This is a genomic window from Streptosporangium sandarakinum, assembly GCF_013409935.1.
GTDB classification, from domain to species: Bacteria; Actinomycetota; Actinomycetes; order Streptosporangiales; family Streptosporangiaceae; genus Streptosporangium; species Streptosporangium nondiastaticum.
On the sequence record NZ_JACCCO010000001.1, the window covers coordinates 2,653,700 to 2,680,574 of the forward strand.

The window sequence follows — 26,875 nt, forward strand, 5'->3', positions numbered from 1 at the left end:
TCTCCCCCACAGGGTTGAATATGACCCGCCGGTATCTCGACATCAAGGCTTTGACTTCAAGAAAGGGAGGCGGCCGAGAATGTCCGACTTCAAACCCGGGCTCGAAGGCGTCGTAGCTTTCGAGACGGAGATCGCGGAACCGGACAAAGAAGGGGGCGCCCTTCGCTACCGGGGCGTCGACATCGAAGAGCTGGTCGGTCGCGTCTCCTTTGGACACGTGTGGGGCCTGCTGGTCGACAACAAGTTCCAGCCGGGCCTGCCCCCGGCTGAGCCGTACCCCATTCCTGTCCACTCCGGTGACATCCGCGTCGACGTGCAGAGCGCACTGGCCATGCTGGCCCCCGCGTACGGCTTCAAGCCGCTGCTCGACATCGACGACGCCGAGGCGCGCGACAACCTCGCGCGCGCCAGCGTGACCGCCCTCAGCTTCGTCGCCCAGTCGGCGCGCGGCCTCGGCCAGCCGATGGTCCCGCAGAAGCGGGTCGACGAGTGCGACAGCATCGTCGAGCGGTTCATGACCCGCTGGCGGGGCGAGCCCGACCCCAACCACGTCAAGGCCATCGACGCCTACTGGGTCTCGGCGGCCGAGCACGGCATGAACGCCTCCACCTTCACCGCCCGCGTCATCGCCTCCACCGGCGCCGACGTCTCGGCGGCGCTGAGCGGCGCCGTCGGCGCCATGTCCGGCCCGCTGCACGGCGGCGCCCCGGCGCGCGTGCTGCACATGATCGAGGGTGTCGAGCGGGTCGGCGACGCCAAGAAGTACGTGCAGTCCGAGCTCGACAAGGGCCAGCGCCTCATGGGCTTCGGCCACCGCGTCTACCGCGCCGAGGACCCCCGCGCCCGCGTGCTGCGCCGTACGGCCAAGGAGCTGAACGCGCCGCGCTACGAGGTCGCCGCCGCGCTGGAGAAGGCCGCGCTGGAGGAGCTGCACGCCCGCAAGCCCGACCGGGTGCTCGCCACCAACGTCGAGTACTGGGCCGCGGTCATCCTCGACTTCGCCGAGGTCCCCTCCAACATGTTCACCTCCATGTTCACCTGCGCCCGCACCGCGGGCTGGGCCGCCCACATCCTGGAGCAGAAGCGCACGGGCAGGCTCGTCCGCCCCAGCGCCGACTACGTGGGCCCGGCGCAGCGTTCGATCAACGACGTCCCCGGCGCCGCCGAGGTCATCGCCTCCGTCTGAGCCACCACGGCCGGACCCGGCTCCCCGGCCCGGTCCGGCCGGCCCTCCCCCGTGGCCGCCGCGCGATCCCCTCGCGCGGCGGCCGTTCCGCTTGTCAGACACGAATGTCTCATCATGCGGACCTCGTACGAGTCAGGCGGTCCGGCTCAGTAGGCTGACGGGGTGGCTGACATCGTGATTCCCACTGACATCAAGCCCGCCGACGGCCGCTTCGGCTGCGGGCCCTCCAAGGTGCGCCCCGAGCAGCTGTCCGCTCTGGCCGCCTCCGGATCGGCCCTGATGGGCACCTCCCACCGCCAGAAGCCGGTCAAGTCGCTCGTCGGGCGGGTGCGCGCGGGCCTTTCGGAGCTGTTCTCCCTGCCCGAGGGGTACCAGGTCGTCCTCGGCAACGGCGGCACCACCGCGTTCTGGGACATCGCCGCCTTCGGACTCGTCCGGGACAGGTCGCAGCACCTGCACTTCGGCGAGTTCTCCTCCAAGTTCGCCGCCGTCACCGCCAGGGCGCCCTGGCTGGGCGACCCGACGGTGATCAAGTCCGAGCCCGGCAGCCATCCGCAGGCCCGCACCGAGGAGGGCGTGGACGTCTACGCCCTCACCCACAACGAGACCTCCACCGGCGTCGCCATGCCGATCCGGCGGGTGGGCGAGGAGGGCTCGCTGGTCCTGGTGGACGCCACCTCCGGCGCCGGCGGCCTGCCCGTCGAGGCGGGCGAGTTCGACGTCTACTACTTCGCGCCGCAGAAGAGCTTCGCCTCCGACGGCGGCCTGTGGATCGCCCTGATGTCCCCGGCCGCGCTCGCGCGGGTCGAGGAGATCGCGGCGAGCGGCCGTTACGTGCCCGACTTCTACAGCCTGCCGACGGCGATCGACAACTCCGCCAAGGACCAGACCTACAACACCCCGGCGGTCGCCACGCTGTTCCTGCTCGCCGAGCAGATCGAGTGGATGAACGGCAACGGCGGCCTGGCCTGGACCACCGCCCGCTCGGCCGAGTCGGCCCGCCGCCTGTACACCTGGGCGGAGAAGACCTCCTACACCACCCCGTTCGCGGGTCCGGAGTTCCGCTCCAACGTGGTCGGCACCATCGACTTCGCCGACGAGGTGGACGCCGCGCAGGTGGCCAAGGCGCTGCGCGCCAACGGCATCGTCGACACCGAGCCCTACCGCAAGCTCGGCCGCAACCAGCTGCGCATCGCGATGTTCCCGGCCATCGACCCCGACGACGTCGAGGCCCTGACCGCCTGCATCGACCACGTGGTCGAGCGGCTCAAGCCGTAAGCCGTACCCGGCCTCCCGCGGCCCGGTTCCCGGCCGGGCCGCGGCCGGCCGGGTCACCACCGCGCGCCACGGCCGCCCTCCGAGCGGTCGCAGCCGGCGTCCCGGGTCCGGAGGGCTCGGCGCGGGTGGCGGGAGGAGCCGCGCGGGACCACCGCTCCGACCCGCTTCTCCCGGTGCCGGAGCGAAGCCGTCAGGATTCGCGCGGGACCACCAGGCCGGACTCGTAGGCGAGGACCACGAGCTGGGCGCGATCGCGGGCGTGGAGCTTCACCATGGCGCGGTTGACGTGGGTCTTCGCGGTCGTCGAGCTGATCACCATGTGGTCGGCGATCTCGTCGTTGGACAGACCCCGCGCGACCAGGGCGACGGCCTCGCGCTCGCGGTTGGTCAGCTCCTTCAGCGCCGCGCCGGCGTCGGTGCGGAGAGGCTGGGAGACGTACCGGTCGATCAGCCTGCGGGTGATCGACGGAGCGAGCAGGGCGTCGCCGCGCGCGGCGACGCGTACGGCGTGGAGGAAGTCCTCCGGCTGGATGTCCTTGACGAGGAATCCGGCCGCGCCGGCGCGCAACGCGTCGAAGACGTGCTCGTCGAGGCCGTAGTTGGTCAGGATGACGACGTGCACCCCGGTCAGGGCCGGGTCCGCGGCGATGCGCCGGGTCGCCTCGATGCCGTCCATGACCGGCATCCGGACGTCGACGAGCGCGATGTCGGGCAGGTGCCGCCTGGCCAGCGCCAGGGCCTCGCCCCCGTCCCCGGCCTCGGCCACCACCTCGATGTCGTCCTCCAGGTCGAGGAGCGCACGGAACCCGCTGCGGATGAGCGGCTGGTCGTCGGCCAGCAGAACACGGATCATGACGTCCCGTCCACGGGGATTTCGGCCTGCACGGTGAAGCCGCCCTCGCCGCGCGGCTCCGCGCGGAGGCGGCCGCCGAGGGCGGTGACCCGCTCGCGCATCCCGAGCAGTCCGACGCCGGGCGCCGGAGCGTCCTCCGACGTGGCCCTGCCGTCGTCGTCGACCCGTATGGCCAGGGTGCCGGGACGGTAGTCGATGCGGACCGACGCCGTCGCGGCGGCGGCGTGACGGGCGACGTTGGTCAGCGACTCCTGGACGATCCGGTAGGCGGTCCGGTCCACCGCGGCCGGCATGTCATGCCGTCGTCCCTCGACCGTCAGCTTCGCGTCCAGGCCGGCCGTCCGGGCGCGCTCCACCAGTTCCGGGACGTCGTCGAGCCCGTGCGGCGGGCTCTTGGCGTCGTCGCGCAGCACCTCCAGGGTCGCGCGCAGTTCCCGGGCCGCCTCGCGGCCGGCCTCCCGGATCGCCAGCAGCGCCTCCGGCACCTGCTCACCCCGCCTGCGGGCCACGTGGACGGCGGCCTCGGCCTGCACCTTGATGACGGAGATCTGGTGGGTGAGCGAGTCGTGCAGCTCCCGCGCGATGTGCAGCCGCTCCTCGTCGGCGCGGCGCCGCGCGGTCTCCTCCCGGGTGCGCTCGGCCTCCTCCGCCCGCCGCTCGGCCTGCCGCAGCGCCTCACCCGCGGCGCCGGCCGCGATCAGCCAGGCCATCTCCAGGGCTCCCCGGGCCTGCGCGAACGCCTCGCCCGTGTCGTGCAGGCCCGAGGCCAGGGCCGCGAGGGGCAGCAGGGCCAGCACGGCCACGCTCGCCGCCACCGTGACGGTACGGTGCCCCGCCCGCACGGCGGCGTACACCGCGAACAGGTACGGAACGGCCGGCACGTCGAAACCGGCCGCCTGGTAACCCACCACGCACAGCCCGGTGACGGCCAGCACGGAAACCGGAGCCCGGCGGCGCGCGGCCAGCGCCAGCCCGCCGGCCGCCAGCAGCGCGTAGCCGAGCAGGCCGGGGCCCGTGGCGGGGTGCCGCCCGGCCAGCCCGGTGACCAGCAGCGCCGCCGCCATGCCGACGGCGATCGCCCAGTCCATGACATCTGCCCGGGTAACGGACCGTCCTGCGCTCATGCGCGCACCCTAGCCCGATGTCCGCGCGGGCGACTCCTGCGCACGGATGACCGTCCGGCTACCGCGCCCGCGGTACCTCCACGGCCCCCGCGGCGTCCGCGGCAGCCGGCTGCGGCGACGGCGGCAGCGCGGATCGTCCGCGTCCGCCGGACGACCGGCGGCGGGTCCGGCGGGCATGATCGGCGACGTCCGATCCTGGGAGGAGCACTTCATGTCGTCCGTCCGTCACCTGCTCGCCACCGCCGGAACCGCCCTGAGCGGAGGTCCCGGGTCCGCCGCGCATGTCCTGGCCGAGCCGGTCGGCGTCGGCTACTTCACCACCGGGCGTATCTGGGCCCTGATCAGCATCGCGCTGGTGCTGGCCGGCGTGGTCGTCGGCTGGCCGGCCCTGCGCGCCGCCGGCCGTACCGGCCGGCAGAGGGCCGTCACCGCCATGGCGTCAGGGCTGGCCGGCACGGTCACCGGCGGCCTGGTCGTGGTCAACTCCGAGGGCGGTCCCGGCACCGGCGGCGGGATCGTCGGGGGTTACCTGGCCCTGGCGCTGGGGGTGGCCGCCATGATCCTCGGATGGCGTGCCCTGGCCCGCTCCCGCCGCACCGCCTGACCGCGCCGTCCGCCCGGCCCGGACGCCGCGCCGCCCGCCAGGCTCAGAACTCGTCGGCGCCGGTGACCTGGGCGATGGGGAAGATGTGGCGGGAGGCCGCGCAGATCGTCTCCAGGACGTGCACCGGCGTGCCGTCGTCGCCGTAGGCGGCGCGTACGATCCGCACCACCCACTCGCCGGGGTCGAGCCGGAGCGTCCCCGTCTCGGAGGCGGTGGCCGGGCGGACGACGAGATACTCCTCGGCGTGGCCGAAGCGGTGCCCGAGCGCCTCGATCCCGGCCTGCAGGGTCGGCGTGACGAAGCCGGGCGCGCAGATCGGGGTGCCGCCGAAGACGTCGAGGCGGAAGAAGCTCGTGGCGATCCGCACCGGCACGTCGTCGGCCAGCAGCAGCTTGCGGCGCGCCAGAACCTCCGTACCGGGCTCGACGCGCAGGGCCTCGGCGATGTGCCCGGCGGCCGGTTCCGGGCCGACGTGGAGCATCTGACGGCCCGGACGGACGCCCTGGGCGCCCGCCTCGGTCATGAAGAGCGACGCCGAGCCGCGCACCGCGGGCTCGGTGGGCAGCGTGCGCCTCACCAGCACGCGGGGCGCCGGGCGATGCCCTCCGGGGACGTCCGCGGTGCGATCGTCGGGTGTGGTGTCGTCCACGGCTGTTCCGCTCCCCCGGGTCCGGTGCTCGTCCGGACCACTCTAGCCAGGGGGCGGATCCGGCCCGGTGCCCGCCGTACGGCCCGGCCCGCCGTACGGTCCCGGCTCCCGTGCCGCGTCCGTTGACCCGCGGGCCCGGGGTGTCTTCAGTAGGCGGGCAGGGCGCGGCGCCTGCGGCGCAGGACCCACGCCGCCACGATCCCGCCGATCAGCCCGAACAGGTGCCCCTGCCAGGAGATGCCGACCTGGCCGGGCAGCACGCCCCAGATGATCGAGTAGTACGCCACCGCCACGCCGATGCCGATCACGATGTCCAGGGCGCGGCGGTCGAACAGGCCCCGGGCCAGGACGAAGCCGAAGTAGCCGAACACCAGCCCGCTCGCGCCGACCGTGACGTACGTCGGCGGGCTGGTGAACCACACGCCCAGGCCGCTGACCACGATGATGATCAGGCTGGCGGCCAGGAAGCGGCCGATGCCGCGCAGCGCGGCGAGGAAGCCGAGGACCAGCAGGGGCAGCGAGTTGGCCATCAGGTGGCCGAAGCCCGCGTGCAGGAACGGGGCCAGGAGGATGCCCGGCAGCCCATCGGGGTCCCAGGAGCGGATGCCGTAGGCGTCGAAGTCGGCGGGCAGCACGTAGTCGGCGATCTCGCTCACCCACATGACCGCGACGAGGAGGATGTTGACCACCGCCGCGCCCGCGGCGCCCGCGGCCAGGTCACCGGCCCTGCGGCGGAACCGGGCCGAGGAGGACGGGGAGGACGGGCCGGTCGGGTACATCCCGGTCGGGTGGTCGTTCATGCACTCTCCTGGCCGTCGGAGCCTCGCGTGGACATCACGTGCCCCCGCCCGGCTTGTCCACACCTTCACGGTATGCACTTCACGACGGAAACGCGCTCATTGCCCGGGCCTGTTTCCCACCGGCGGGCATGGCCGGCGGGAAACGGGCCCGGGACGACCGGGAGACAGGCCCGGGACGTCCCCGGAGACGTCCCCAGGACGACCTGGAAACGGACGACCCGGGACGCCCCCGGGGACGTGCGGCGCGGAGCGCTACTCGCCCCGCCACCGGGGGGCGCGCTTCTCGGCGAAGGCCGCCGCGCCCTCCATGGCGTCCTTGGAGCCGAACACCGGGTTGATGATCTCCTGCTGCCGCTCGAACATCTCCTCGGCGCTCCAGTCGGCCGACTCGACGATCACCCGCTTGGTCGCGGCCAGCGCCAGCGGGGCGTTCGCCGCGATCCGCCGGGCCAGCTCGACCGCCCTGGCCAGCGCCTCGCCCGCGGGCGTGACGTGGTTGACCAGGCCGGCCTCCCGCAGCCGGGCGGCCGGGAAGTGGTCGCCGGTGAGGGCGATCTCCATCGCGAGGTGGTACGGGATGCGCCGGGGCAGCCGCATGACCCCTCCGGCCCCGGCGACCAGGCCGCGCCTGGGCTCCGGCAGCCCGAACTTCGCCTCCTCGGAGGCGATGACGATGTCGCAGGCCAGCGCCAGCTCGAACCCGCCGGCCAGGGCGTAGCCCTCGACCGCGGCGATGATCGGCTTCTTCGGGGGCGCCTCCACGAGACCGCCGAACCCCCGGCCCGCCACGACCGGGACGTCACCGGCCAGGAAGCCCTTGAGGTCCATTCCGGCGCAGAACGTGCCGCCGGCGCCGGTGAGGACGTAGGCGGCGACGTCCTTGCGTTCCTCCAGCTCGTCCAGGGCCGCGGCGATGCCCCGGGCCACGGCGCCGTTGACGGCGTTCCTGGCCTGGGGGCGGTTGATCGTGATGACGGCGACGCCGTCCTCGACGTCGACCAGAACCTCGTCAGACACCGGTCACTCCTACTTGGGCTGGAAGCGGATACCGCCGTCGAAGCGGATGACCTCGGCGTTCATGTAGTCGTTCTCGATCAGCGCGCGCACCAGGTGGGCGAACTCCGCGGGCCGGCCCATGCGCTTGGGGAAGACCACCGGCGCCACCAGCTTGGCCTTGAACTCCTCGGCGTTGCCCGAGAAGCCGTAGATGGGGGTGTCGATGATGCCGGGGCAGATCGTGTTGACGCGGACGCCGATGGCGGCCAGGTCACGCGCGGCCGGGACCGTCATGCCGACGATGCCGCCCTTGGACGCCGAGTAGGCCACCTGGCCGGTCTGGCCCTCCAGCGCCGCCACCGAGGCGGTGTTGACGACCACGCCGCGCTGGCCGTCCTCGTCGGCCGGCTCCGTCTTGGCGATGGCCGCCGCGCCGATGCGCATGAGGTTGAAGGTGCCGATCAGGTTGACGTCGATGACCTTGCGGTAGGAGGCCAGGTCGTGCGGGGAGCCGTCGCGGTTGACCGTACGGGTGGCCCAGCCGATGCCGGCGCTGTTCACCACGACGCGCAACGGCTTGCCCGTCGCCACGGCGGCGTCCACGGCGGCCTGCACCTGCTCCTCGTCGGACACGTCGGTCTTGACGAACACACCGCCGAGCTCGTCGGCGATGGCCTTGCCGCGCTCCTCGTTGAGGTCGGCGATGACGACGGTGGCGCCGTGCGCGGCGAGCTCGCGGGCCGTGGCCTCGCCGAGACCGCTGGCGCCGCCCGAGATGATTGCTGCTGCTCCGTTCAGGTCCATGAGCGGACTTTAACGCGCGGACCGAATGAAGTTCTACTCAGGGTGGCCAAATCTCTCCTACGGCGTCGGCCACGTCGGGGTAGACCTTGATGCGCCGGTCGAGGCCGGTGGTGCGCAGGATCCGGGCCACCGGGGTCTGCGGCGCGGCCAGGCGGACCCCGCCGCTCTGGGCGGTGGCCAGCCGCCACGCCTCGATCAGCACGGACAGGCCGCTGGAGTCCATGAACGACAGGTCGGTGAGGTCGAGGACGAGCCGGGGGCCGTCGAGCTTGATGGCGTCACGGATCTCGTCCCGCAAGAAGGGAGCGGTGAACAGGTCGAGTTCTCCCTCGACGGCCACCACCACGGCGTCACCAACGGCGCGGCGAGCCAACCGCAGCTTCATAACTCCTCCTCCGGGACCCATGAGGCAGCCCCACTTTACTTCGGCATCACCGCCCGTGAGGTCCCGCGACCGCGCGGATCATCCCGCCGGATCAGGAGTTTTCCCTACAACCGTCACATATCACCAGCACCTCCCGCGCCCGCCCGTCCCGCGCCCGCGCCGCCCGGGATCGCGAAGCCGTACGGCAGCTCCAGGCGGTGGGCGGCGAGCAGCTCCGGATCGGCGAGGATCTCCCGCGTCGGCCCGTCGGCGACGATCACGCCCCCGGAGAGGATGAGCGAGCGCTCGCACAGCTCCAGCGCGTACGGCAGGTCGTGCGTGACCATCAGCACGGTCACGTCCAGGCCCCGCAGGATCTCGGCCAGCTCGCGGCGGGAGGCCGGGTCGAGGTTCGACGACGGCTCGTCCAGCACCAGGATCTCCGGTTCCATGGCCAGCACGGTCGCCACCGCGACCCGGCGGCGCTGGCCGAAGGACAGGTGGTGCGGCGGCCGGTCGGCGGTCTGCAGCATGCCCACGCGCTCCAGCGCGGTGACGACCCGTCGCTCCAGCTCGGCGCCCCGGACGCCCATATTGGCCGGGCCGAACGCGACGTCCTCGCGGACGGTGGGCATGAAGAGCTGGTCGTCGGGGTCCTGGAAGACCAGCCCGACCCGCCTGCGGATCTCCATGAGCGAGTCCCTGCCCACCGGCAGCCCGGCCACGGTCACCGTGCCGTGGCCGGCGGTCAGGATGCCGTTGAGGTGCATCACCAGCGTGGTCTTGCCCGCGCCGTTCGGGCCGAGCAGCGCCACCCGCTCCCCCCGCTCCAGGCGGAGGTCCACGCCGAACAGGGCCTGCGTGCCGTCCGGATAGGCGTACGCCAGCCGGCTCACCTCCAGCGACGGCACCGTACCCGTGCCGGCGCCCGTCCCAGCGCTCAAGCCAACCCCCAGACTCCCAGCAGCGCCACGAGCGCCACGCCAGGCAACATACCGGCGGCCAGCCACTGCCGTGACGAGGCGGACGGGTCGGCGAGCACCGGCATCGACCCGGTGTAGCCGCGGCTGAGCATCGCCAGGTGCACCCGCTCACCCCGCTCGTAGGACCGGATGAACAGCGCGCCCGCCGACCTGGCGATCACCGGGATGTGCCGGACGTCCCGCGCGGCGAAGCCCCTGGACTCCCTGGCCACCCGCATGCGCCGCATCTCGGCGAGGATCACGTCCAGGTAGCGGAGCATGAACATGGCGATCTGCACCAGCAGCGACGGCAGCCTGAGCCGCTGCGCGCCCAGCAGGATCATCCGGGGTTCGGTGGTGGCCGCGAGCAGGACGCTCGCCAGCACCCCCAGGGTGGCCTTGACCAGGATGTTCCACGCCGCCCACAGGCCGGCCACGCTGAGCGACAGCCCCAGGAACGGCGTCCGCTCACCGGACCCGACGAACGGCAGCGCCACGGCGAACACCACGAACGGCACCTCGACCGCCATCCGCCGCAGCAGGAAGCCCGGCGGGATCCGCGCGATCACCGCCACCGCGGCCAGCAGCGCGCCGTAGCCGGCGAACAGGCCGAACCACTCGCGCGGGGTGGCGACCACCACCAGCGCGAAGCACACCACCGCCGCCAGCTTGCACTGCGGCGGCAGCCGGTGGACGAGTGAGTCTCCCGACAGATGGAGGCGGTGGTGGTGCCCGGCGCCCATCAGGCCGCGACCCCCTCCCGCGTACGGCGCCGCACCGCGGCGAACAGCCCGCCGCCGACCGCCAGCGTCACCCCGGCGCCGATCAGGCCCGCCACCCCGACCGGGAGGCCGCCCTGCTCGCCGTAGTCGGCCAGCGGCTGGTCGCCCAGCGCGTGGTCGGTGGCGCGGTCGGCGAAGCCCTTGTCCTCGGCGACCCGCTCCAGGCCGTCGGGCGAGGCGGAGGCGTAGAAGCTGACCCCGCCGGCCAGCACCGCGGTCAGCGCGATGGCGGCCGGGGCGAACCAGCCGAGACGGCGGCGCGAAGTCGCCTGCGCGGGGACGGCCACCGTATCCCCGGCGTCCCCGGCGTCCCCGGCGGCCCCGGCCTCACGCTCCTCGCCGCCGGGGCCGCGCAGGACCAGCGGGGCGGCCAGGCCGCGCGCGCCGTACACCAGGTCGGGGCGGACGGCCAGGACGGTGCTGACGGTGACCGCGGTGATCAGGCCCTCGCCGATGCCGATGAGCGTGTGCACGCCGCCCATGGCCGCGGCGACCGTGCCGACCGAGACGGGCGCGGTGCCGCCGAGCCAGAACAGCAGGGTGAACGTCAGCGCCGTGGCGGGCACCGAGAGCAGCGCGGCGGCGAAGGAGGCGGCGACGACGGCCCCGCGGCCCCGCGCGCTCCGGGTGATGAGCCGGAAGACACCCCAGGCGACGAGGACCGAGACGATGCCCATGAGTGTGATGTTGACGCCCAGCGCGGTCAGGCCGCCGTCGGCGAAGAAGAAGCCCTGCACCAGGAGCACCACGGCTATGCACAACACCGCCGTGTACGGTCCCACGAGGATCGCGGCGAGCGCGCCGCCGAGGAGGTGGCCGCTGGTGCCCGCCGCCACCGGGAAGTTCAGCATCTGGACCGCGAAGACGAAGGCGGCGACCAGGCCCGCCATCGGGGCCGTCCGGTCGTCGAGCTCGCGGCGGGCGCCGCGCAGCGCCACCGCCACGCCCGCGGCGGCGACGACCCCGGCCGACAACGAGACGGCCGGAGTGAAGAATCCATCGGGTACGTGCACGGCGAACCTCCCAAATGCGGCATCGCCCCCATACTTTAGGCCATTGACTTGTAGTTGCAATGAAGTGGCATTAACGGAGCAGTCTCCGGACGAACGCTCCGGGGGTGAGGGTCCGCACCGCCGTGCTCAGCCGCCCCTTGCCCGCCGTGGCGTAGGGGCGGACGTTCCGCCGGACCAGGCCGCGCCACCAGGTGCGCGGCGGCGCGATCGCCTCCGCCGGCGCCTCGATCCGGAAGAGCGTGGGCGGACCGCCGAGATCGAGCTCCAGGTAGGCGTCCCAGGTGCCGGGCCCGAGCCGGTTCGCCGCCTGCCTGACCGCGAACGCGCCGCCCTCCCCGGCGACGACCGGCTCGCGGCGCTCCCGCCCCGAGCACCGCTCCCGCCAGACCAGATGCCGTACGGCGCGCGCCGCCGGCCGGGCCGCGCCCACGGTGACCTCCCCGTCGATCGCCAGCCGGTGGCCGAACATCCAGCGGGTCCGCGTCAGGCGCACGTTGCCCGGGACGCTGACCACGTGGCCGCCGACGTCGACGCTGAGGTTGCCGTGCGGCCGGGTGAAGTACGGCAGCGCCACGACGCCGCCCGCCACCCGGGGCACCGGCGGGACGATCCGCCCGTCGCGGTCGGCGCCGAGCCGGGCCAGCCGGGCGACCCCCTCGCACTCGATCCGCACGTGGACGTCCCAGACGCCGGAGGACAGCGCCGCGACGTCGACCGCCCCGGTGAAGCCCTCGGGCCCGCCGTCGACCGGGACCACGACGTCGCGGGGCCGCTCCGGGCCCTCGTGACGCCGCCGCAGGACCAGCACGAGGCCGCCCACGTCCGGCTCGGGGCCGTCGCCCCCGACCGGCGCGCTGAGCGCGACCCGGCCGGAGACGGCCAGCCGTCCCCCGGCGTCCCAGCACAGGCCGGTGAGCTCGCGGCGGACCACGGCCGACTCGACGTGCGCCAGCCGGACGAGGCGGTCGATGTCCCTGAGAGCGGCGAGCCGGCTGCGGTCGATGGCCCGCAGCCGGTCACGCACCCCGTCGGTCAGCCAGCGGTCGCACAGGTCGGCCACCTCGGCGGCGATCTCCTCCCGCTGGTCGGGACCCGCCTCCAGGAACGGCCTGCCCAGGCTGCCGAAGGCGTCCATCCGGAAGTGCCGCCGCAGCAGGTGGTCGCGGAGCGCCCCGGGCCGCACGTGGGAGGTCATCACCTCGATCGGCCTCCTGATCATCCGCAGCCAGGCGACCGGGTCGCGGCTGCCCGGCCGCTGCATGATGCTGCTGCCGTCGGGCCGGTCGACCAGGTGGTAGCAGTCGTAGTCGGCGACCACCGAGATCACCTCGGCGTGGCAGTAGGCGTGGGTGGTGAAGACCACGTCCTCGCCCACCAGCAGGCTCTCGTCGAAGCGGATCGCGTGGCGCTCCAGCATCTCCCGGCGGAACAGCTTGAAGCAGCTCAGGCTGTTGTAGACCGCGCTGTCACCGAGCGGCACCCGGTCGGCGTTCTCGTGGAACATCGAGACCGGCGCCCGGCGGCCGTGCCCGACGATCTTCCCGAGGACGATGTCGGAACCGTTGCGGTCGGCCATGGCGAGCATCCGCTCCAGCGCCTCGGGGCCGAGGTGGTCGTCGGCGTCGCAGAAGAACACGTATCTGCCGCGGGCGTGGGAGAGCCCGACGTTGCGGGGACGGCCCGCGCCGCCGGAGGGCCCCTGCCGGAAGACCCGCACCACGCCGGGATGACAGGCGGCGTAGAGGTCGAGCAGGTCGGCGCCGCCGTCGGTGGAGCCGTCGTCCACCACGACGATCTCCCGGGAGACCCGCTGGACCAGGATGGACGTCAGGCACCGGTCGAGGTAGGGGCGGCAGTTGTGGACCGGCACGACGACGCTGACGTCGATGTCGCGCAACACGTCCACCCGGGACGGAGCCCCCGCGCGGGCCGCCCCTCTGCGCCCGGCCCCTCCGGAGGTGCCCGCACCCGCCGCCTCCCCGCCATGGCCGGTCCGGACTCGCTGAAGGATCGTCCCCGTCACCGCCGCGCCCCTCGTCGGTTACTTTCCGTTTTCTTGGCGATACAGTATGTGCCGCGGAGCCCCCCGCGCGCGGCGGATCCGCGGTGTTGGTCCGCCGCTCTTCGGGCCGCCACGCCGCCGAGGGGTGAGGAACGCCCGTTTCGTACGACTTGCCGCCGGAACGGTCCCCGGCGACGGGACGACATGGAACTACCCTGATCACGGCGTGAGTTTGTTTTGCCGCCCCACCAGCCAATCTCCACGGCATGAACGTGACACCGAACATCCACGGCATGACCGGAACGCACGTCCAGGGCCCGAGCCCGGCGCCGGGCGGTGACCGCCGCCCGGAGGACCGCCCCGCCGTCTCCGCCCGCGCCCTCGTCCTGGCGGCCTGCGCGATGTCGCCCGCCCTCTGCCTCCCCGTCCCCGCCTCGGCCGCCGCGCCGGCCGTCGTCCCGGCGGCCGTCTCCACCCCGGCCGTCACGGTCCCGGCCACCGGGCCGGAGACGCCCGCCGACGAGACCGCGCCCCTGCGATTCCGGCTGCGGTCGACGGCGAGCTCCAGCCAGGTCAGCGGCGGGGCACGGGAGTTCGTCATCAGGGTGGACGTGCAGAACCTCAACAAGGGACCCGTGACCCTCGTCGGGATCGGCCGCAACGGCCCGGGGCTGCGGCTGATGTCCGCGGACGACAGCCCCCAGACGCTCAAGCCCAGGGAGCGGGTGAGCTACGAGCTGCGCTACCGGGTGACCGACTGCGACGCCGTGCCGCGGAAGGACTGGCCCATCCCGGTCCGCGTCCGGCAGGGCGCGGGCCAGCGGGTCGTCGAGGTCCCGCTGGCCGGGTTCGCCCCGGACGCCATGGAGGGCGGCGAGGAGTCGTCGGCGACCGTCCCGTGGCAGGCGGCCATGGCCGGGGAGGTGTGCCGGATCTTCTGACGGCCCCCCGGCCGGGTAAAACGTTCCGCGGTTCGGCGCCGAACCGCGTCCCCGGCCGGGCGGCCCGGAGTACCTTCGGGGTGCTCCGGGCCTTCCCCGGAGGCGGCGGCCGTACGGCCAGGCGGCCCCGTTCCGCGTCCCCTCCCGCCAGGGCGGAGAGGCCCCGCGTGGAGGCAGTGGAGGCAAGTGAGGCGAGTGATGACAGTCATCGCGGCGGTGCTGCTCGCGACCGGCCTTGTGGTCTCCGGCTGCGAGGCCGGGAACGCGGGGGTGCCGGGAGACCTCGGCGGGCCCGCCGCGCCGCCCGGCGGTCCCGCGGGCCCCGAGCGGCACGAGACCGTCTCCTACGACGTCAACGGCCCGCTGACCGGCCTGCGGGTCGCGACCGGCGGGACCATCGAGGTGACGGAGACGTCCCGGTCCGGCGCCCACGTCACCGAGAGCCTCCGGTGGACGGACCGCAGGCCGGTCACCCGGCACCCCGTGCTGGACGGCACGCTGACGCTCGACCACACGTGCCCGCCGGTGTCCGACGGGATCGGCCGGACGTGCGTCGTGGACTACCGGGTGGAGATCCCGCGCGGCCTGCGGGTCAGGGCCGACAGCGGGGCCGGGCCGATCGGGCTGCACGGCCTGTCGGGCCCGGTGGAGGCGAGTTCGGGGGCGGGTGACGTCGTGGCCGACGGCCTGACGGGCCGGCAGGTGGCCGCCGCGACCGGCGCCGGCGCCGTACGGCTGGGGTTCGCCGGTCCGCCCGACGCGGTGGACGTGCGGACCGGCACCGGCGACGGCGTGGTACGGCTGCCGCCCGGGACCTACCGGGTCGTCACCGGCACCGCCACGGGGCTCACCCGGGTCGCCATCACCGACGACCCGGCCTCGCCGCGGCTGGTGCGGGTCCTCAGCGGCACGGGGAACATCGACGTCTCCCCGGCGTGACCCGGGGACCCGGCGTCACGGGCGGCGCTTCAGCCTTCCGGGAGCGGTGACCGCGCGGAGGGCGTCGTCGCAGGTGGGGTGGATGTCGAAGACGTTGTGCAGCCCCGTGGCCCACAGCAGCCGCTCCAGGCTCCCGTGGACGCCGCTGAGCGCCAGCCGCAGGCCCTCGGCCTCGCTGCGGTGCAGCGCCAGGACCAGCTCGCTCATCCCCACCGAGTCGCAGAAGGAGACCTCGACCAGGTCCACGACCAGCGCCGGGGCGGCGGGCCGCTCCGTGGCCTGCCGCAGTCGCTCACGCAGCACCGGCGCGGAGCCCATGTCGAGTTCCCCGTGGGCGCGGAGGACGACCGCTCCGTCACGCGGCTGGGACGAGATGGTGAGCGCGGTGGCGCTTTGCGGCTGGGACACCATGATCATTTCCTCATATCCGTATTCCGTGAACCGCGACAGGTGATGGACACGTCCGGCGCCGGACGCGGCAGAACACGGGGATGTCACCCTCATGACCGGCCGGACCGCTGGACGAACGCCGAAAAAAACGGTGTTATCCGCTCGTGGACCCCCTCACCCGCACGCGATGGCCAGCCGTCGCCGGCGACCGGTCCCGCTCCACGCCGGATCCCGCCGGAGTGGAGACAGCCACGCCTCCCTACCCGATCACCGCCCTGTCACACCGGTTCCGCGAGACGCAAGCCTTTCAGTCGTCACCCAATGGCATTCCCAAAACCGGGAGAAATACCCTGAAAATGGTCATAAATCCTGTTTTAGGGATGGATGTCCGGGCACGCGTGTCTCGCCTGGCGCCTCCCGGCCCGATCCGAGGAAGGAGCGCCGATCCGCCGTGCCCGATCGCCATGACCCGCCTCAGGAAGCCCCGTCCAAGGCCGCGCGGGAGCCGGGCACGCCGACGGCCACCGTCCCCCGGAAGGTCGCCGTCTCCGAGCTCACCCTGGGCATGGAGGAAGAACTCCTGCTGGTCGATCCACGGACCGGCCTGGCGCTGCCCCTGGCGGCGGAGGTGCTCGGCCACGTGACCGGCCCGGCCCGCGGCCGGATCGTGCCGGAGCTGACCAGGATGCAGATCGAGATCAACAGCGGCGTCCACACCGGACTGCGCGACCTCGCGGACGACCTGCTGCGGCTGCGCGGCGCCGCGGCCGAGGCCGCCACCGTGTCCGGGGCCGCGCCGGCCGCGTGCGGCACGTGCCTGGCAGGGGACGGCGGCATGCCGCCGCTGACCGACTCCTCCCGCTACCACCGCATCCACGGGCACTACCGGGCGCTGCTGCGGGGCCAGGTGGTGTGCGGCTGCCACGTGCATGTCGGGGTCCCCGACCGGGAGGAGGCCGTCCAGGTGATGAACCACGTGCGGCCCTGGCTGCCGACCCTCCTCGCCCTGTCCGGTAACTCCCCCGTCTGCGACGGCGCCGACACCGGGTACGCGAGCTGGCGGGCGATGCTGTGGTCCCGGTGGCCGAGCGTCGGGCCGCCGCCCGTCTTCGAGTCCGCCGCGCACTACGACGCCCTCGTCGAGACCCTGCGCGCCGGCGGGACGATCCTGGACCACGGAATGGTCCACTGGCTGATCAGGCCCTCCCACCACCTGCCGACCCTGGAGTTCCGCACCGCCGACACCTGCGCCACCGTGGAGGAGGCGACGGTACTGGCCGGGCTGATCCGCGGGCTGGTCGCCGTCCTCCTCGCCGACGTGCGGCGCGGTGTCCCGCCGCGCCCGGTCGACCAGACGCTGCTGCTCGCCGCGTACTGGCGGGCGGCCCGCGACGGCATCGAGGGCGACGGGGTGGAACTCCCCTCCGGCCGCCGGGTACCGGCCTGGGTGACGGCGGGCCGGCTGCTGGACCGCGCCCGCCCCGGCCTGGAGGAGAGCGGCGACCTCGGCCTGGTGACGGCCGGGCTGGAGCGGATCCGGCGCCTCGGCTCCGGCGCGGCCCGCCAGCGCGCCGCCTACCACCGCCGCCGGCGGGTGGCGGACGTGGCCGAACTGGTCGTCCGGCAGACCCTGGCCGTCCCCGGCTTCCTCGCCGGCCGTCCCCCGCGGCCGCGTCTGGCCGCCGACCATCCCTCCGCCTCCCCCGGCACCCTCCGCCCATGACGGCGTCCACCGTTCCCGGCCGCGTCCTCCACTCCCGGCGGCGGCCATCGTTCCGGCGGCGGGCTCGGCGGGCGCGGGGGCGCGGTCCCGGTGTCACCTCGCGGCGGAGGCCGCGACGAGCGAGGGATAGTCCTTCAGCTCGATGTCCGTGGCGAACCGGTCGGTCAGCTTCACCATGAGCGCGAACATGAGCCGGCGCCGGAACATCCAGTTCCGCATCCTGATCCTCCCGCGGGTCGACGGGGCGAGGAAGGCGCCGGCGTCGCCCTTCCGGGTCACCTTGGCGTAACCGCGGAGCAACTCCTCGTACCCGCGGAACCCCGCCCGGTGGTCGCCGCCGGCCAGCGCCAGCTCCCCGGCCAGCACGTACGCGCCCACGACGGCCATGCCGGTGCCGAAGCCGCCGAGGGTGTTGCCGTAGGCGGCGTCGCCGAGCAGCACCACCCGCCCACTGGCGTACCGGTCGATGTGGACCCGGCTGATCGAGTCGAGATAGAGCTCGCGGGCGTGCGGCAGACGGGTGAGGATCTCGGGCACCCGCCAGCCCGCGCCCCGATAGGCGTCGGCCAGGATCCGCCGCTGCGCCTCGACGTCGTAGCGGTCGTAGTCGATCGGCGGGGAGGCGAAGACGAAGAAGACGGGCGAGCTGGGGCCGCCGAGCGAGACCATCCGGCCGGGCTCGTTGTACATCCCGGTGCCGAGGCCGGCGCCGAGGTCGGCCAGCGCGTAGTGGTACCCGAGGAAGCGCACGTAGTCGGACTCGGGGCCGAAGGCCAGCCGCCGCACGTTGGAGTGGATGCCGTCCGCGCCGACCACCAGGTCGAAGGTGCGCGGCGCGCCGCGTTCGAAGGTGACGTGCACGCCGTCCGCCGTCTCGGTGAGCGAGGTGATCGAGTCGCCGAAGACGTACTCGCAGCGGCCCGCCGTCCTTTCGTACAGCAGGGCCGACAGGTCGCCGCGCAGGATCTCGACGTCGCCGCCGGTGAACTCGCCCGGCAGGACCGCCAGCCGCCGGCCCTCGGCGTCGACGATGTCCTGGTCCGTCCCGCCGGTCTGATGGCGCCGCACCTCCTCCAGGATGCCCATCCGCCTCAGCACGGAGAGCTGGGCCTCGCCCTTGAAGTCGACGGCCTGGCCGCCGGGGCGCAGTGAGGGCGCCCGCTCGACGACGGTGACGGCGCAGCCATAGCGGATCAGCCAGTAGGCGAGCGCGGGGCCGGCGATGCTCGCGCCGGAGATGAGGACCGTGATGTTCTTCATGCCCCGACCTTCGCCAGGGGCGCTGACAGCCCGCCGACCACCGGCTGACACCCGCGCTCCCCCGCCGCCGGCCGCTGTCAGCCGCCGTCAGCCGCCGTCGGTCACTCCCCCGGCTCCGCCTCCGCGTCCCGCCGCTCCACGTCCTCGGCTCCGCGCGCCTCGGTGTCCTCGGCTCCGCGCGCCTCCGCGTCCTCGGCTCCGCGCGCTTCGGCGTCGAGCACCGCCCGCGCCTCGTCGCGGCGCATGGCGGCCCCGCGGGCGAACGCCGCCGCGAACGCCTCCACGCCGGCGAGGTCCCGGGCGCCCGCGGCGGTCCGCGCGACGTCGCGGTCCCCGGCCACGGCCGTGCCGCGCAGCGCCACCGCCGCCCCCAGCAGCAGGGCCGCCCGCTCCCCCGCCACCCGCGCGCTCTCCCCGGCCCGCGCCGTACCCGACGCGGGCCGCCCGGTGCCCGCCATGGCCGTCCCGGGCCGCCCGGGACGCCCGGTGCCCGCCGTACCCGACGCGGACTCCGCGGTCGCGGGACCCTCCGCGGTCGTCGCCGGCTCTCCCCCGTGTTCCAGCAGTACGGCGCCCGCCCACCCCTCGGCGGCGGCGGCGAGGTCCGACGTCAGCGGCGTCCTGCGGGCCGCGGCCAGCGCCCGCCGGTGCCGGAGCCGGGCCCCGGCGGGGTCGCCCTCGGCCTCGGCCAGCCGCCCGAGCGCGGTGAGCGCCCGCGTCCGCGTCCCCGCCGCCAGGGGCCCGTCCTCCACGGCGCGCAACGCGGCGCCGAACAGCCGGCGGGCCTCGGCGAGGTCGCCCCGATACCACGCGATCCGGCCCAGGCCCAGGTGGACCTCGGCGGGAGCGTCCGGCCAGCCCGCCTTGCGGGCGAGCTCCCCGGCCCGCCGGTAGTCGGCGACGGCGGCGGCCGGATCGCCCTGACGCACCAGCGCCTCGGCCCGGTGCGCCAGCAGGTCGGCGCTCTCCTCCAGGGCGCCGAGCTCCTCCATGAGCCGCAGCGCCTCCCCCCACGGCTCCCGGGCCCGCGCCCACTCGCCGCGCAGCCCCGCGATGAGGGCCAGCCCGTCGAGGGCCTGGGCCGTCCCCCAGCGCTCACCGAGGTCGCGGAACCCCGTCAGCGCCTCCGCGAACTCCCGCTCTCCCCGGGCGATCTCGCCGCCGAACACCGCCAGCAGCCCCCGGCTCAGCCGTCCCAGCGCCCGGTTCCACGGGTCGGAGCCGAGCAGCCGCTCCGCCTCGGGCCCGATCGGCCCCGACGGCGGCCCGGCGAGCATGCCCCACAGCGCCACGGTGAACGGGTGGCGCGTCGGCCGGTCCAGCGACCGCATGATCTTCCCGGCCCGTTCCCAGTGCCCGGCCGGCGCCCGCGGCACGGCGTGAGCCACGCACACGACGTACTCCTCCTCCAGCCCCTCGGGCGGCCCGCCGGCCGCGTCGAGGAGCTCTGCGGCGGCCTCCCCCGCCTGGGCGCGCCGCCCGCTCAGCCACCAGTAGATCGCCAGCGCGGCGACCAGCCGCATCGCCGTACCCCGGTCCCCGCGTACGGCCCAGCGCAGCGCGGCCATCAGGTTGCCGTGCTCGGCCGACAGCCGCTCCAGCCACCGCAGCTGCCCTGCCCTGAGCAGGTGGGGGGCGGCGCGTTCGGCGAGGCCGAGGAAGTGGCGGGCGTGGGCGGCGCGCAGGCGCTCCTCCTCCCCGGATTCGGCCAGCTTCTCGGCGCAGAACAGCAGGATCGTGTTGAGCATCCGGTAGCGGTCGCCGTCCGCCTCGACCAGCGACCTGTCCACCAGGTCGGCCAGCAGCCCGGCGGCGTCGTCCACGCCGCAGACCTCCTCGACCGCCTCCAGGGACGCCCCGCCGGTGAACACGGCGAGCCGCCGGGCCAGCGCCCGCTCTTCCGGGGTGAGGAGGTCCCAGCTCCACTCCACCACCGCGCGCAGGGTCCGGTGCCGGGCCGCCGCCGTACGGTCGCCGCGCGACAGCAGCCGGAACCGGCCGTGCTCGGCCAGCCGTCCGGCGATCTCCTCCGCGGTGAACGACCGCAGCCGTGCCGCCGCCAGCTCGATGGCCAGCGGCAGCCCGTCCAGCGCCGCGCAGATCCGGACGACCGCCGCCGCGTTGTCCGGACCCACCTCGAAGCCGGGCCGTACGGCGGCGGCCCGGTCGGCGAACAGGCGGACGGCGGGGTAGGCGGCCGCGTCCCGCGGCGGGAGATCCGGGGGCGGAGTGGGCAGCGGCGCCAGCGGCACCAGCGTCTCGCCGGTGATGCCGAGGGGCTCGCGGCTGGTGGCCAGGACACGGAGCCCCGGGCACTCGGCCAGCAGACCGCGGGCCAGCGCGGCGGTACCCGCGATCACGTGCTCGCAGTTGTCGAGGACGAGCAGCGACTCCCGGCCGGCGAGCGCCGCCACCAGGCGGTCGGCGGGGTCGGCCGTGCGGAGTGACTGGAACCCGGTCTCGCGCAGCCCGAGCGCGCCGAGCACCGCCCGGGGCACCTGGTCGTCGTCGGCGGCGGAGGTCAGGTCGACGAAGCACGCCTCGCGCCGGTCCCGCCCGGCCGCCTCGATCGCCAGCCGGGTCTTGCCGGTGCCGCCCGGTCCGGTGATCGTGACGAGCCGGGAGTCGCGCAACGCGCCGAGCCGCCCCAGTTCCCGCTCGCGTCCCACGAAGCTGGTGAGCTGGGCCGCGAGCCGCCGCCGCCGTGGCGGCGCGGGCTCGGCGGCGCGCAGCACCGCCAAGTGGACGGCGGCCAGCTCCGGTGAGGGGTCGGCACCGAGCTCCTCGGCGAGCGTCCGCCGGGTCTCCTCGAAGACCTCCAGTGCCTCGGCCTGCCGCCCGGCCGCGTGCAGGGCGCGCATGAGCTGGCCCCTGAGCCGCTCCCGCAGGGGATGCGCGTCCGCCAGCCGCCGCAGCTCGGCCACCGAGGTCCCCTCGGGGAGGGCGAGCTCGGCCTCGACGAGGTCCTCCGCGGCGGCGAGCCGCAGCTCCTCCAGGCGCGCCTCCCGCTCCCGCCGGAACGACCCGGGCGGCAGGTCGGCCAGAGCGGGTCCCCGCCACAGGCCGAGCGCCTCGCGCAGCGTGCCCGCCGCGGCCTCATGGTGGCCCGCGGCCAGCAGCCGCCGCCCCTCGCGGGCGAGCCGCTCGAACCGGTGGACGTCGACGTCACCGGGATCGACCGCGAGCCGGTACCCGGCCCCGTGGAACTCCACGACACCGGCGGGAAGGTTCCGGCGCAGCCGGGACACCTGGGCCTGCAGCGCGTTCGCGGCGCCGGCCGGGGGGTCGTCGCCGTACTGGCCGTCGATCAGCTCCGTCACGCCGACCACCCGGCCCGCGTTCAGCAGCAGCATCACCAGCAGGGCACGCGGCCGGGGGCCGCCCACCGGGATCTCCTCACCGGCGGCGGACCGCACCTCCAGGGGCCCGAGAACGCCGAACTGCACGGTGCCGATTGTCCCCCATGCCCGGCATGCGCCCGCCGGGCCGGGACGGACGCGCCTTTCCGACACGGGCGGGAAGCGGTCGTGAGGCGCGGGCCGCCCGGGGCGCGCCGGGTGGACCACCGGCCGGGTGTCCCGTGAGGGCGGGATCGTGTCGTTCGTCGTCAGTGACCGGCATCCGCGGGCCGTGGAGCGCGGTCGCGGCGGGTGCGGAGCTTGTACCGGTTGCCGCAGCGGTCCATCGAGCACCAGCGGCGGGCGCCGGGCCGGGAGGTGTCCAGGAAGATGAGGAGGCACCGCTCCCCGCCGCACACGCGCACCCGGGAGGCCATCGGCCCGCCGAACAGCTCGACGGCGTCCCTGGCGACCGCGGACAGGAACTGCGCGCCGGTCACCGGCGTCGCCCAGCCCCGCTGGAAGGACGGCGTGACCACGGGCACGGGAGGCGGGGCGGCGGCGAACTCGTTCAGGACGGCGAGCGCGCCCTCCGGATCGGCGGAGTCCCCCACCCCAGTCGCACGCTCGGCCAGGGCCTGGATCGCGGCGCGCAGTCGTTTGGCCTCGGCCAGGTCGGCCTCGCCGACCACGACCTCGTCCGGAAGGCCGAGCCGGGACAGCGGGATCCAGGCCGCCAGGTCCTCCGGCGCGTGCAACTGCTCCCACTCCGGAAGCGCGCCGGTGAGCAGGAACTCCAGGCACAGCGTCCCCGCGTCGAACCGGAAGGTCTGACCGTCCCGAGGCGTCAGAAGGATGCCGTTTGCGTTGTTCACCCCACCAGTCTAGCCTCTGACACCAGTTAAACCGGTGTCACCATCCGGTGTGAACGAAAGGCGAGACATGCAGGAGATCATCGATCTGATGGACCGGGCGTGGGAGGCCAACCGGAACGGCGACGCCGACTTCTACGACGGCTTCCTCACCGACGACCCGGTCAGCGTGTCGCCGTGGGGCGTGGTGACCGACCGCGACGCGATCCTGAAGGGGTTCGCCGAGAACCGGAACCCCTACACCCGCACCGACCAGTCGGACCACCGGGTGATCACGCTCGACTCCGGCAGCGTCGTGCACACCAGCAGGGTCGAGATCGACATGCTGGTGAACGGCACCGACCCGCAGACCATGGCGGTCTTCGCCACCACCGCGCTGACCAGGGACTCGGACGGGGTCTGGAAGGCGGCCCTCTTCCAGATCACCCCCGCGCCGGCCCGCTGACGGGGTCGCCGGGCCGGCCGGGCGGACCCGACGGCCGGCCGGGCGGACCCGACGGCCGGCCGGGCGGACCCGACGCCGGGTGGCCGCCGCCCCGGGCCGGCGGGCTCGACGGCCGGCGCCGGCGGGCCCTGCGGCCGGTGCGCGAGCCCGCCGGGACGCCGTACGGGGGCGGGGGGCCGGGTTCGGGCGGGTGTCAGGTGCGGAAGAGGCGCCAGAACGCCAGCGCGACCTCCTCCGCGGGCGCCGGGGGGTCGCCGGTGACCCAGTGGGCGATCACACCGGTGAGGGCGCCGGCCAGGTAGGCGGCGTGCGTCTCCGTCGGGACGTCGTCGAGCCCTCCGGCGCGGTGCCCGCCGGCGAAGCGCCCGGCCAGCTCGGCGGTCAGCCGTTCACGCATGCGCACGACGAACAGCGCGCTGCCCTGGGGGCCCAGCATCCGCCGGTACAGCGGGGCCGCGGCGGCCACGTGCCCGAACAGGACGGTCAGCGGCTCGGGGGTCCGGTCGCGGGGCGCGTCACGCGGGCACAGCGCGGCGGCCCGGGCCACCTGGGCCACCGCCTCCTCCATGGCGTCGGTCACGAGCGCGTCCACGTCGGGGAAGTGCAGGTAGACCGTCGCCCGGTTCACCCCGGCACACCTGGCCACCTCCGACACCGTGATGGCGCCCACGTCCTTCTCCGCGGCCAGGGTGAGGACCGCGGTGCGCAGCCGCGCCCGGGTGCGCCGTACTCGGGGATCGTCCGCCTTCATGCCCCGGACTATACAACAGGTGTTGCATAATCAACACATGTCGTATAAGTTGCCGGGCATGCGAATCGAGATCTGGGCGGACGTGGTCTGCGGATGGGCGTACATCGGCAAGCGGCGGCTGGAGGCGGCACTGGCCGACCCGGCCTTCGACGGTGTTCCCGTCGAGGTCGTGTGGCGGCCGTTCCGGATCGACCCCACCTCGCCCGCGCGGTCCACCCCCCTTGAGGAGGCGCTCGCCGACCCCGCGGTGGACAACGCGCTGCGCGTCTGCGCGCCCGGCCTGTCCCCCGGGGAGAACCGGACGCGGGTCTCCGACATCGCCGCCGCGGAGGGGATCGGCCCGCGCTGGGGAGCGGCCTGGCGGGCGAGCAGCCACGACGCGCACCGCCTGCTGTTCCTCGCCCACGAGCACGGCGGCGCGGAACTGCAGAACGCCGTGGCCGAGCGGGTGATGCGGGCCCACTTCGTCGACGGGGCCGACATCGGCGACCGCCGGACGCTCGCCGCCGTCGCGGCCGAGGCCGGCTTCGCCGACGGCGCCGCGCTGCTGGAGACCGGCGCGGGCGAGGACGAGGTGCGGGAGCTGCTCCTCATCGGCAAGGCACGCGGGGTGGCGACCTCGCCGACGATCGTCGTCGGCGACCGCGCGCTGGCCGGCGCCCAGCCGGCCGAGGTGATCCGGGAGTTCATCGCCCGGGGCGGCCACCGCCGCGAGCTGCCCGACGAGGTGGAGCGGCTGCGCCACGCCGAGGCCCTCCTCGACCGGCGCGACCCGCTCGGGTCGCTGGTCCTGCTGCGGCCCCTGCTCGACGCGTACGGCGACGACCGCAACGTGCTGATGCTCGCCGCCCGCGCCTACTTCGCCTCGGCGCAGCTCGGCCGGGCCCGCGCCACGCTGGAGCGGCTGGTGGGCGACACGCCGGACGACTCCTACGCCCGGCACCTGCTCGGCCGCACCCTCCAGCGGCAGGGCCTCGCCGAGGAGGCCGCCCCGCACCTGAGCATGGCCGCCGCCATGTCCCCGGAGTACGACTGATCCCCGCTCCCGATGACGCCGGTCATCCTCCGGGGTACGGCTGAGCCCTGCTTCTGACTCGGCCGGCCCCGGTGACGCCGGTCATGCCCCCGGGGTACGGCTGAGCCGCGCCCGGCCGCCCGGCCGTACTCCCCTCACGGGTGATCGGCTGTGCCGTCGCCGGACGGGCGGGGTGCCCGGCGGGCTACGGTCGCGGCTCGCCGTACCAGCGCCAGGAGGTCAGGCGGGGACGGCCGGGGAGCTCGCCGCGCCCGGTGGCCCACAGCAGGGTGGGCCAGGGGCCGGTGTCCCTCGGGGCGTCCGGGAACAGCCTGGCCAGGACCCGCTCGCACAGTCCGGCGGGCGGCGCCCCGCCGAGCCCGAGTCCCCCGGCCAGGTCGTGGGTGTGCACCAGTGCCTCGACGATTCCCATCGCGGCGAAGCCCTCGGGGTCGGATGCCCCGAAGACGTGGTGGGCGCGGAGCTCCGGCGGTGTCGTGCGCACCATGGCGGACAGCAGCGCGCCGCTCGTCTCCAGCACCTGCAGCAATCCGTCCGGCCCCGCCGCGCGATCGGCGTGGATCGTGTTCCGCGGGCCCCCGGGCCTGCGCCGCTCCAGGCGGAAGGGCACCTCGCGGTCGCCGGGCGGCGTGCGGAGGCCGAGCTGTGCGGCGTAGGCGAAGAGGTCGTCGCCGAGGTGCTCGACGGTCTCCCAGCGGCTCCACTCCAGCGAGCCCGCCATGTCGTCCCAAGCGGTCGCGGGCACCCGGCGGACGACGTCCATGGCGAGCCGTACGGCCTCGTCGAGGTCGTCGGCGGTGACGGGAGAGCGGGGCGGCGCGGCTTCACGGGACTGCGACATGTCACGGACCATACCGCCCCGTGGAAACCGGACCGTCGCATCGTCGAAGCAGACCGCCGCGACCGCGAGGTCGACCACCGCGACCGCGGAAACCGGCCACCGTACCGCGGAAACCGGCCACCGTACCGCGGAAGCCGGCCACCGTATCGCGGAAGCCGGGCCGTCGCGGCCGTCGCCCGCGCGGGACGGGAGAGGGAGGTCGTTCAGGGGCGCATTCCGCCGAGGGCGGTCTCGACGAGCGCGGCGGCGTACTCGTGGGTGAGCGGGCCTTCGCGGTGCAGCCAGCGGACGAGCAGCGGACTCCACAGGAGATCGACCGCGACGTCCAGGTCGAGGTCCGCGGCGAGCTGCCCGGCCTCCTGGGCAGCGCGAAGACGCCTCTTCTTGAGCTCCCGCATCGGCCGGTTGAGCCGTTCCGCGTAGAGGGCGGCGAGGTCGGCGTCGTGGGCGATCTCGATGCTGAGCGCGCGCATCGTCCGGTCGTAGCGGGGATCGTTCAGCTCGTCCACGGTCGCGAACATGACCGTCTTCAGGTCGGCCTCGATGTCCCCGGTGTCGGGGAGGGCGGCCTCCTCGACGGACTCCCCGCCACCTTCCCCGCCGCCTCCCTCACCGGGTTCACCCGTCGTGAACATGAGGAAGGCGTCGAAGAGCACGGCGCCCTTGGACGGCCACCAGCGGTAGATGGTCTGCTTGCCGACTCCGGCCCGCGCCGCGATGCCCTCGATGCTGAGCTTGGCGTACCCGACCTCGGCCGCGAGCTCGAAGGCGGCGGTGAGAACGGCTCGCCGGGAGGTCTCGCTGCGCCGGGCCACGCCGGCGGACGGACGGCGCTGATCAGTCATGACGTCACCGTAACACATACATGAGACGAGACGGTCCGTCTTGACATAGGGCGATCGATGGGACATGGTGAAGGGCA

General features: G+C 74.5%; 26 protein-coding genes. 8 read left to right on the forward strand and 18 right to left on the reverse strand.

All coding sequences use genetic code 11. The annotated features are described in order from the left end of the window. Positions 1 to 79: 79 nt before the first annotated feature. Both HDA43_RS11710 and serC read left to right on the forward strand, forming a co-directional pair. The gene (locus HDA43_RS11710; protein ID WP_179819739.1) at positions 80 to 1,186 is read left to right on the forward strand and encodes a citrate synthase 2; all 1,107 of its coding nucleotides are present in this window, start codon (positions 80 to 82) and stop codon (positions 1,184 to 1,186) included. A 162-nt stretch (positions 1,187 to 1,348) separates the two neighbouring features. Beyond that, complete coding sequence (gene serC / locus HDA43_RS11715; protein WP_179819740.1) at positions 1,349 to 2,464, forward strand: phosphoserine transaminase; 1,116 nt, start codon at positions 1,349 to 1,351, stop codon at positions 2,462 to 2,464. A gap of 190 nt (positions 2,465 to 2,654) precedes the next feature. Here the strand turns inward: serC and HDA43_RS11720 are convergent, their stop codons facing one another. Together HDA43_RS11720 and HDA43_RS11725 are read right to left on the reverse strand one after the other, a co-directional pair. After that, positions 2,655 to 3,317, reverse strand: a complete 663-nt coding sequence (locus tag HDA43_RS11720) for a response regulator (RefSeq protein ID WP_179819741.1) — start codon at positions 3,315 to 3,317, stop codon at positions 2,655 to 2,657. After that, a complete protein-coding gene (locus tag HDA43_RS11725; protein WP_218911686.1) occupies positions 3,314 to 4,405 on the reverse strand; it encodes a sensor histidine kinase in 1,092 nt (363 codons plus the stop codon). Before HDA43_RS11725 ends, HDA43_RS11720 begins: the two co-directional genes overlap by 4 nt. A 247-nt stretch (positions 4,406 to 4,652) precedes the next feature. Between HDA43_RS11725 and HDA43_RS11730 the strand changes: the two genes are divergently transcribed. Next, a complete protein-coding gene (locus tag HDA43_RS11730; protein ID WP_246423958.1) occupies positions 4,653 to 5,045 on the forward strand; it encodes a DUF6223 family protein in 393 nt (130 codons plus the stop codon). 43 nt (positions 5,046 to 5,088) lie between these two features. On the opposite strand, the gene HDA43_RS11735 is transcribed toward HDA43_RS11730, so the two are convergent. The 9 genes from HDA43_RS11735 to HDA43_RS11775 all read right to left on the reverse strand — a co-directional run bounded on the left by HDA43_RS11735 (position 5,089) and on the right by HDA43_RS11775 (position 13,312). Beyond that, entirely contained in the window at positions 5,089 to 5,694 is a 606-nt protein-coding gene (locus HDA43_RS11735; protein WP_312873192.1) for a GntR family transcriptional regulator, read from the reverse strand. 146 nt (positions 5,695 to 5,840) lie between these two features. Then, complete coding sequence (locus HDA43_RS11740) at positions 5,841 to 6,494, reverse strand: rhomboid family intramembrane serine protease (protein ID WP_179819743.1); 654 nt, start codon at positions 6,492 to 6,494, stop codon at positions 5,841 to 5,843. Between the two features lie 252 nt (positions 6,495 to 6,746). Continuing rightward, on the reverse strand, positions 6,747 to 7,511 hold the full coding sequence (locus HDA43_RS11745; protein ID WP_179819744.1) for a crotonase/enoyl-CoA hydratase family protein: 765 nt from the start codon (positions 7,509 to 7,511) through the stop codon (positions 6,747 to 6,749). A gap of 9 nt (positions 7,512 to 7,520) precedes the next feature. Continuing rightward, positions 7,521 to 8,294, reverse strand: a complete 774-nt coding sequence (locus HDA43_RS11750) for an SDR family NAD(P)-dependent oxidoreductase (protein WP_179819745.1) — start codon at positions 8,292 to 8,294, stop codon at positions 7,521 to 7,523. A gap of 37 nt (positions 8,295 to 8,331) precedes the next feature. Then, positions 8,332 to 8,679, reverse strand: coding sequence for an STAS domain-containing protein (locus HDA43_RS11755; protein ID WP_179819746.1), 348 nt, complete (start codon positions 8,677 to 8,679; stop codon positions 8,332 to 8,334). A 113-nt stretch (positions 8,680 to 8,792) separates the two neighbouring features. Further along, positions 8,793 to 9,602 carry an energy-coupling factor ABC transporter ATP-binding protein gene (locus tag HDA43_RS11760; protein ID WP_218911687.1) on the reverse strand — a complete coding sequence of 270 codons (810 nt, stop codon included), beginning with the start codon at positions 9,600 to 9,602 and terminating at the stop codon, positions 8,793 to 8,795. Then, positions 9,599 to 10,363 (reverse strand): cobalt ECF transporter T component CbiQ, encoded by a 765-nt coding sequence (gene cbiQ / locus HDA43_RS11765; RefSeq protein ID WP_179819747.1) that lies wholly within the window; start codon positions 10,361 to 10,363, stop codon positions 9,599 to 9,601. The genes HDA43_RS11760 and cbiQ overlap by 4 nt, the downstream gene beginning before the upstream one ends. Then, on the reverse strand, positions 10,363 to 11,415 hold the full coding sequence (locus HDA43_RS11770; protein WP_179819748.1) for an energy-coupling factor ABC transporter permease: 1,053 nt from the start codon (positions 11,413 to 11,415) through the stop codon (positions 10,363 to 10,365). Before HDA43_RS11770 ends, cbiQ begins: the two co-directional genes overlap by 1 nt. Before the next feature lie 70 nt (positions 11,416 to 11,485). Beyond that, entirely contained in the window at positions 11,486 to 13,312 is a 1,827-nt protein-coding gene (locus HDA43_RS11775; RefSeq protein ID WP_179819749.1) for a glycosyltransferase family 2 protein, read from the reverse strand. Between the two features lie 371 nt (positions 13,313 to 13,683). Here HDA43_RS11775 and HDA43_RS11780 point away from each other — a divergent pair, with 371 nt between their 5' ends. Both HDA43_RS11780 and HDA43_RS11785 read left to right on the forward strand, forming a co-directional pair. Then, positions 13,684 to 14,358: a hypothetical protein gene (locus HDA43_RS11780; RefSeq protein WP_179819750.1), complete on the forward strand. Its 675-nt coding sequence runs from the start codon at positions 13,684 to 13,686 to the stop codon at positions 14,356 to 14,358. A 198-nt stretch (positions 14,359 to 14,556) separates the two neighbouring features. Beyond that, a complete protein-coding gene (locus HDA43_RS11785) occupies positions 14,557 to 15,297 on the forward strand; it encodes a hypothetical protein (protein ID WP_179819751.1) in 741 nt (246 codons plus the stop codon). 15 nt (positions 15,298 to 15,312) lie between these two features. Here HDA43_RS11785 and HDA43_RS11790 read toward each other — a convergent pair whose 3' ends face one another. After that, positions 15,313 to 15,708 carry an STAS domain-containing protein gene (locus tag HDA43_RS11790; protein WP_179819752.1) on the reverse strand — a complete coding sequence of 132 codons (396 nt, stop codon included), beginning with the start codon at positions 15,706 to 15,708 and terminating at the stop codon, positions 15,313 to 15,315. Between the two features lie 430 nt (positions 15,709 to 16,138). Here HDA43_RS11790 and HDA43_RS11795 point away from each other — a divergent pair, with 430 nt between their 5' ends. Next, positions 16,139 to 17,410 carry a carboxylate-amine ligase gene (locus HDA43_RS11795; RefSeq protein WP_179819753.1) on the forward strand — a complete coding sequence of 424 codons (1,272 nt, stop codon included), beginning with the start codon at positions 16,139 to 16,141 and terminating at the stop codon, positions 17,408 to 17,410. Positions 17,411 to 17,503: 93 nt separating this feature from the next. Here the strand turns inward: HDA43_RS11795 and HDA43_RS11800 are convergent, their stop codons facing one another. The 3 genes from HDA43_RS11800 to HDA43_RS11810 form a co-directional block, all read right to left on the reverse strand. Continuing rightward, positions 17,504 to 18,670, reverse strand: coding sequence for an FAD-dependent monooxygenase (locus HDA43_RS11800; RefSeq protein ID WP_179819754.1), 1,167 nt, complete (start codon positions 18,668 to 18,670; stop codon positions 17,504 to 17,506). Positions 18,671 to 18,771: 101 nt separating this feature from the next. After that, positions 18,772 to 22,116 (reverse strand): BTAD domain-containing putative transcriptional regulator, encoded by a 3,345-nt coding sequence (locus HDA43_RS11805; protein ID WP_179819755.1) that lies wholly within the window; start codon positions 22,114 to 22,116, stop codon positions 18,772 to 18,774. A 161-nt stretch (positions 22,117 to 22,277) separates the two neighbouring features. Continuing rightward, complete coding sequence (locus tag HDA43_RS11810) at positions 22,278 to 22,883, reverse strand: CGNR zinc finger domain-containing protein (protein ID WP_312873193.1); 606 nt, start codon at positions 22,881 to 22,883, stop codon at positions 22,278 to 22,280. A 67-nt stretch (positions 22,884 to 22,950) separates the two neighbouring features. Here HDA43_RS11810 and HDA43_RS11815 point away from each other — a divergent pair, with 67 nt between their 5' ends. Next, positions 22,951 to 23,325: a YybH family protein gene (locus HDA43_RS11815; RefSeq protein WP_179819756.1), complete on the forward strand. Its 375-nt coding sequence runs from the start codon at positions 22,951 to 22,953 to the stop codon at positions 23,323 to 23,325. Positions 23,326 to 23,518: 193 nt separating this feature from the next. On the opposite strand, the gene HDA43_RS11820 is transcribed toward HDA43_RS11815, so the two are convergent. Further along, entirely contained in the window at positions 23,519 to 24,076 is a 558-nt protein-coding gene (locus tag HDA43_RS11820) for a TetR/AcrR family transcriptional regulator (RefSeq protein WP_179819757.1), read from the reverse strand. Positions 24,077 to 24,134: 58 nt separating this feature from the next. On the opposite strand from HDA43_RS11820, the gene HDA43_RS11825 reads away from it, so the two are divergent. Continuing rightward, the gene (locus HDA43_RS11825) at positions 24,135 to 25,112 is read left to right on the forward strand and encodes a DsbA family oxidoreductase (protein ID WP_179819758.1); all 978 of its coding nucleotides are present in this window, start codon (positions 24,135 to 24,137) and stop codon (positions 25,110 to 25,112) included. Between the two features lie 184 nt (positions 25,113 to 25,296). Here the strand turns inward: HDA43_RS11825 and HDA43_RS11830 are convergent, their stop codons facing one another. Next, positions 25,297 to 25,953, reverse strand: coding sequence for a maleylpyruvate isomerase N-terminal domain-containing protein (locus HDA43_RS11830; protein WP_179819759.1), 657 nt, complete (start codon positions 25,951 to 25,953; stop codon positions 25,297 to 25,299). A gap of 203 nt (positions 25,954 to 26,156) precedes the next feature. Next, the gene (locus HDA43_RS11835) at positions 26,157 to 26,798 is read right to left on the reverse strand and encodes a TetR/AcrR family transcriptional regulator (RefSeq protein WP_179819760.1); all 642 of its coding nucleotides are present in this window, start codon (positions 26,796 to 26,798) and stop codon (positions 26,157 to 26,159) included. Between the last annotated feature and the right edge of the window lie 77 nt (positions 26,799 to 26,875).

Coding starts and splice junctions, on each gene's coding strand:
- HDA43_RS11830 (WP_179819759.1), bottom strand. CDS start 25,953: ATGTCGCAGTCCCGTGAAGCCGCGCCGCCCCGCTCTCCCGTCACCGCC.
- HDA43_RS11815 (WP_179819756.1), top strand. CDS start 22,951: ATGCAGGAGATCATCGATCTGATGGACCGGGCGTGGGAGGCCAACCGG.
- HDA43_RS11825 (WP_179819758.1), top strand. CDS start 24,135: ATGCGAATCGAGATCTGGGCGGACGTGGTCTGCGGATGGGCGTACATC.
- HDA43_RS11800 (WP_179819754.1), bottom strand. CDS start 18,670: ATGAAGAACATCACGGTCCTCATCTCCGGCGCGAGCATCGCCGGCCCC.
- cbiQ (WP_179819747.1), bottom strand. CDS start 10,363: ATGGGCGCCGGGCACCACCACCGCCTCCATCTGTCGGGAGACTCACTC.
- HDA43_RS11835 (WP_179819760.1), bottom strand. CDS start 26,798: ATGACTGATCAGCGCCGTCCGTCCGCCGGCGTGGCCCGGCGCAGCGAG.
- HDA43_RS11725 (WP_218911686.1), bottom strand. CDS start 4,405: ATGGACTGGGCGATCGCCGTCGGCATGGCGGCGGCGCTGCTGGTCACC.
- HDA43_RS11720 (WP_179819741.1), bottom strand. CDS start 3,317: ATGATCCGTGTTCTGCTGGCCGACGACCAGCCGCTCATCCGCAGCGGG.
- HDA43_RS11740 (WP_179819743.1), bottom strand. CDS start 6,494: ATGAACGACCACCCGACCGGGATGTACCCGACCGGCCCGTCCTCCCCG.
- HDA43_RS11790 (WP_179819752.1), bottom strand. CDS start 15,708: ATGGTGTCCCAGCCGCAAAGCGCCACCGCGCTCACCATCTCGTCCCAG.
- HDA43_RS11820 (WP_179819757.1), bottom strand. CDS start 24,076: ATGAAGGCGGACGATCCCCGAGTACGGCGCACCCGGGCGCGGCTGCGC.
- HDA43_RS11730 (WP_246423958.1), top strand. CDS start 4,653: ATGTCGTCCGTCCGTCACCTGCTCGCCACCGCCGGAACCGCCCTGAGC.
- HDA43_RS11785 (WP_179819751.1), top strand. CDS start 14,557: ATGACAGTCATCGCGGCGGTGCTGCTCGCGACCGGCCTTGTGGTCTCC.
- HDA43_RS11755 (WP_179819746.1), bottom strand. CDS start 8,679: ATGAAGCTGCGGTTGGCTCGCCGCGCCGTTGGTGACGCCGTGGTGGTG.
- HDA43_RS11780 (WP_179819750.1), top strand. CDS start 13,684: ATGAACGTGACACCGAACATCCACGGCATGACCGGAACGCACGTCCAG.
- HDA43_RS11750 (WP_179819745.1), bottom strand. CDS start 8,294: ATGGACCTGAACGGAGCAGCAGCAATCATCTCGGGCGGCGCCAGCGGT.
- HDA43_RS11710 (WP_179819739.1), top strand. CDS start 80: ATGTCCGACTTCAAACCCGGGCTCGAAGGCGTCGTAGCTTTCGAGACG.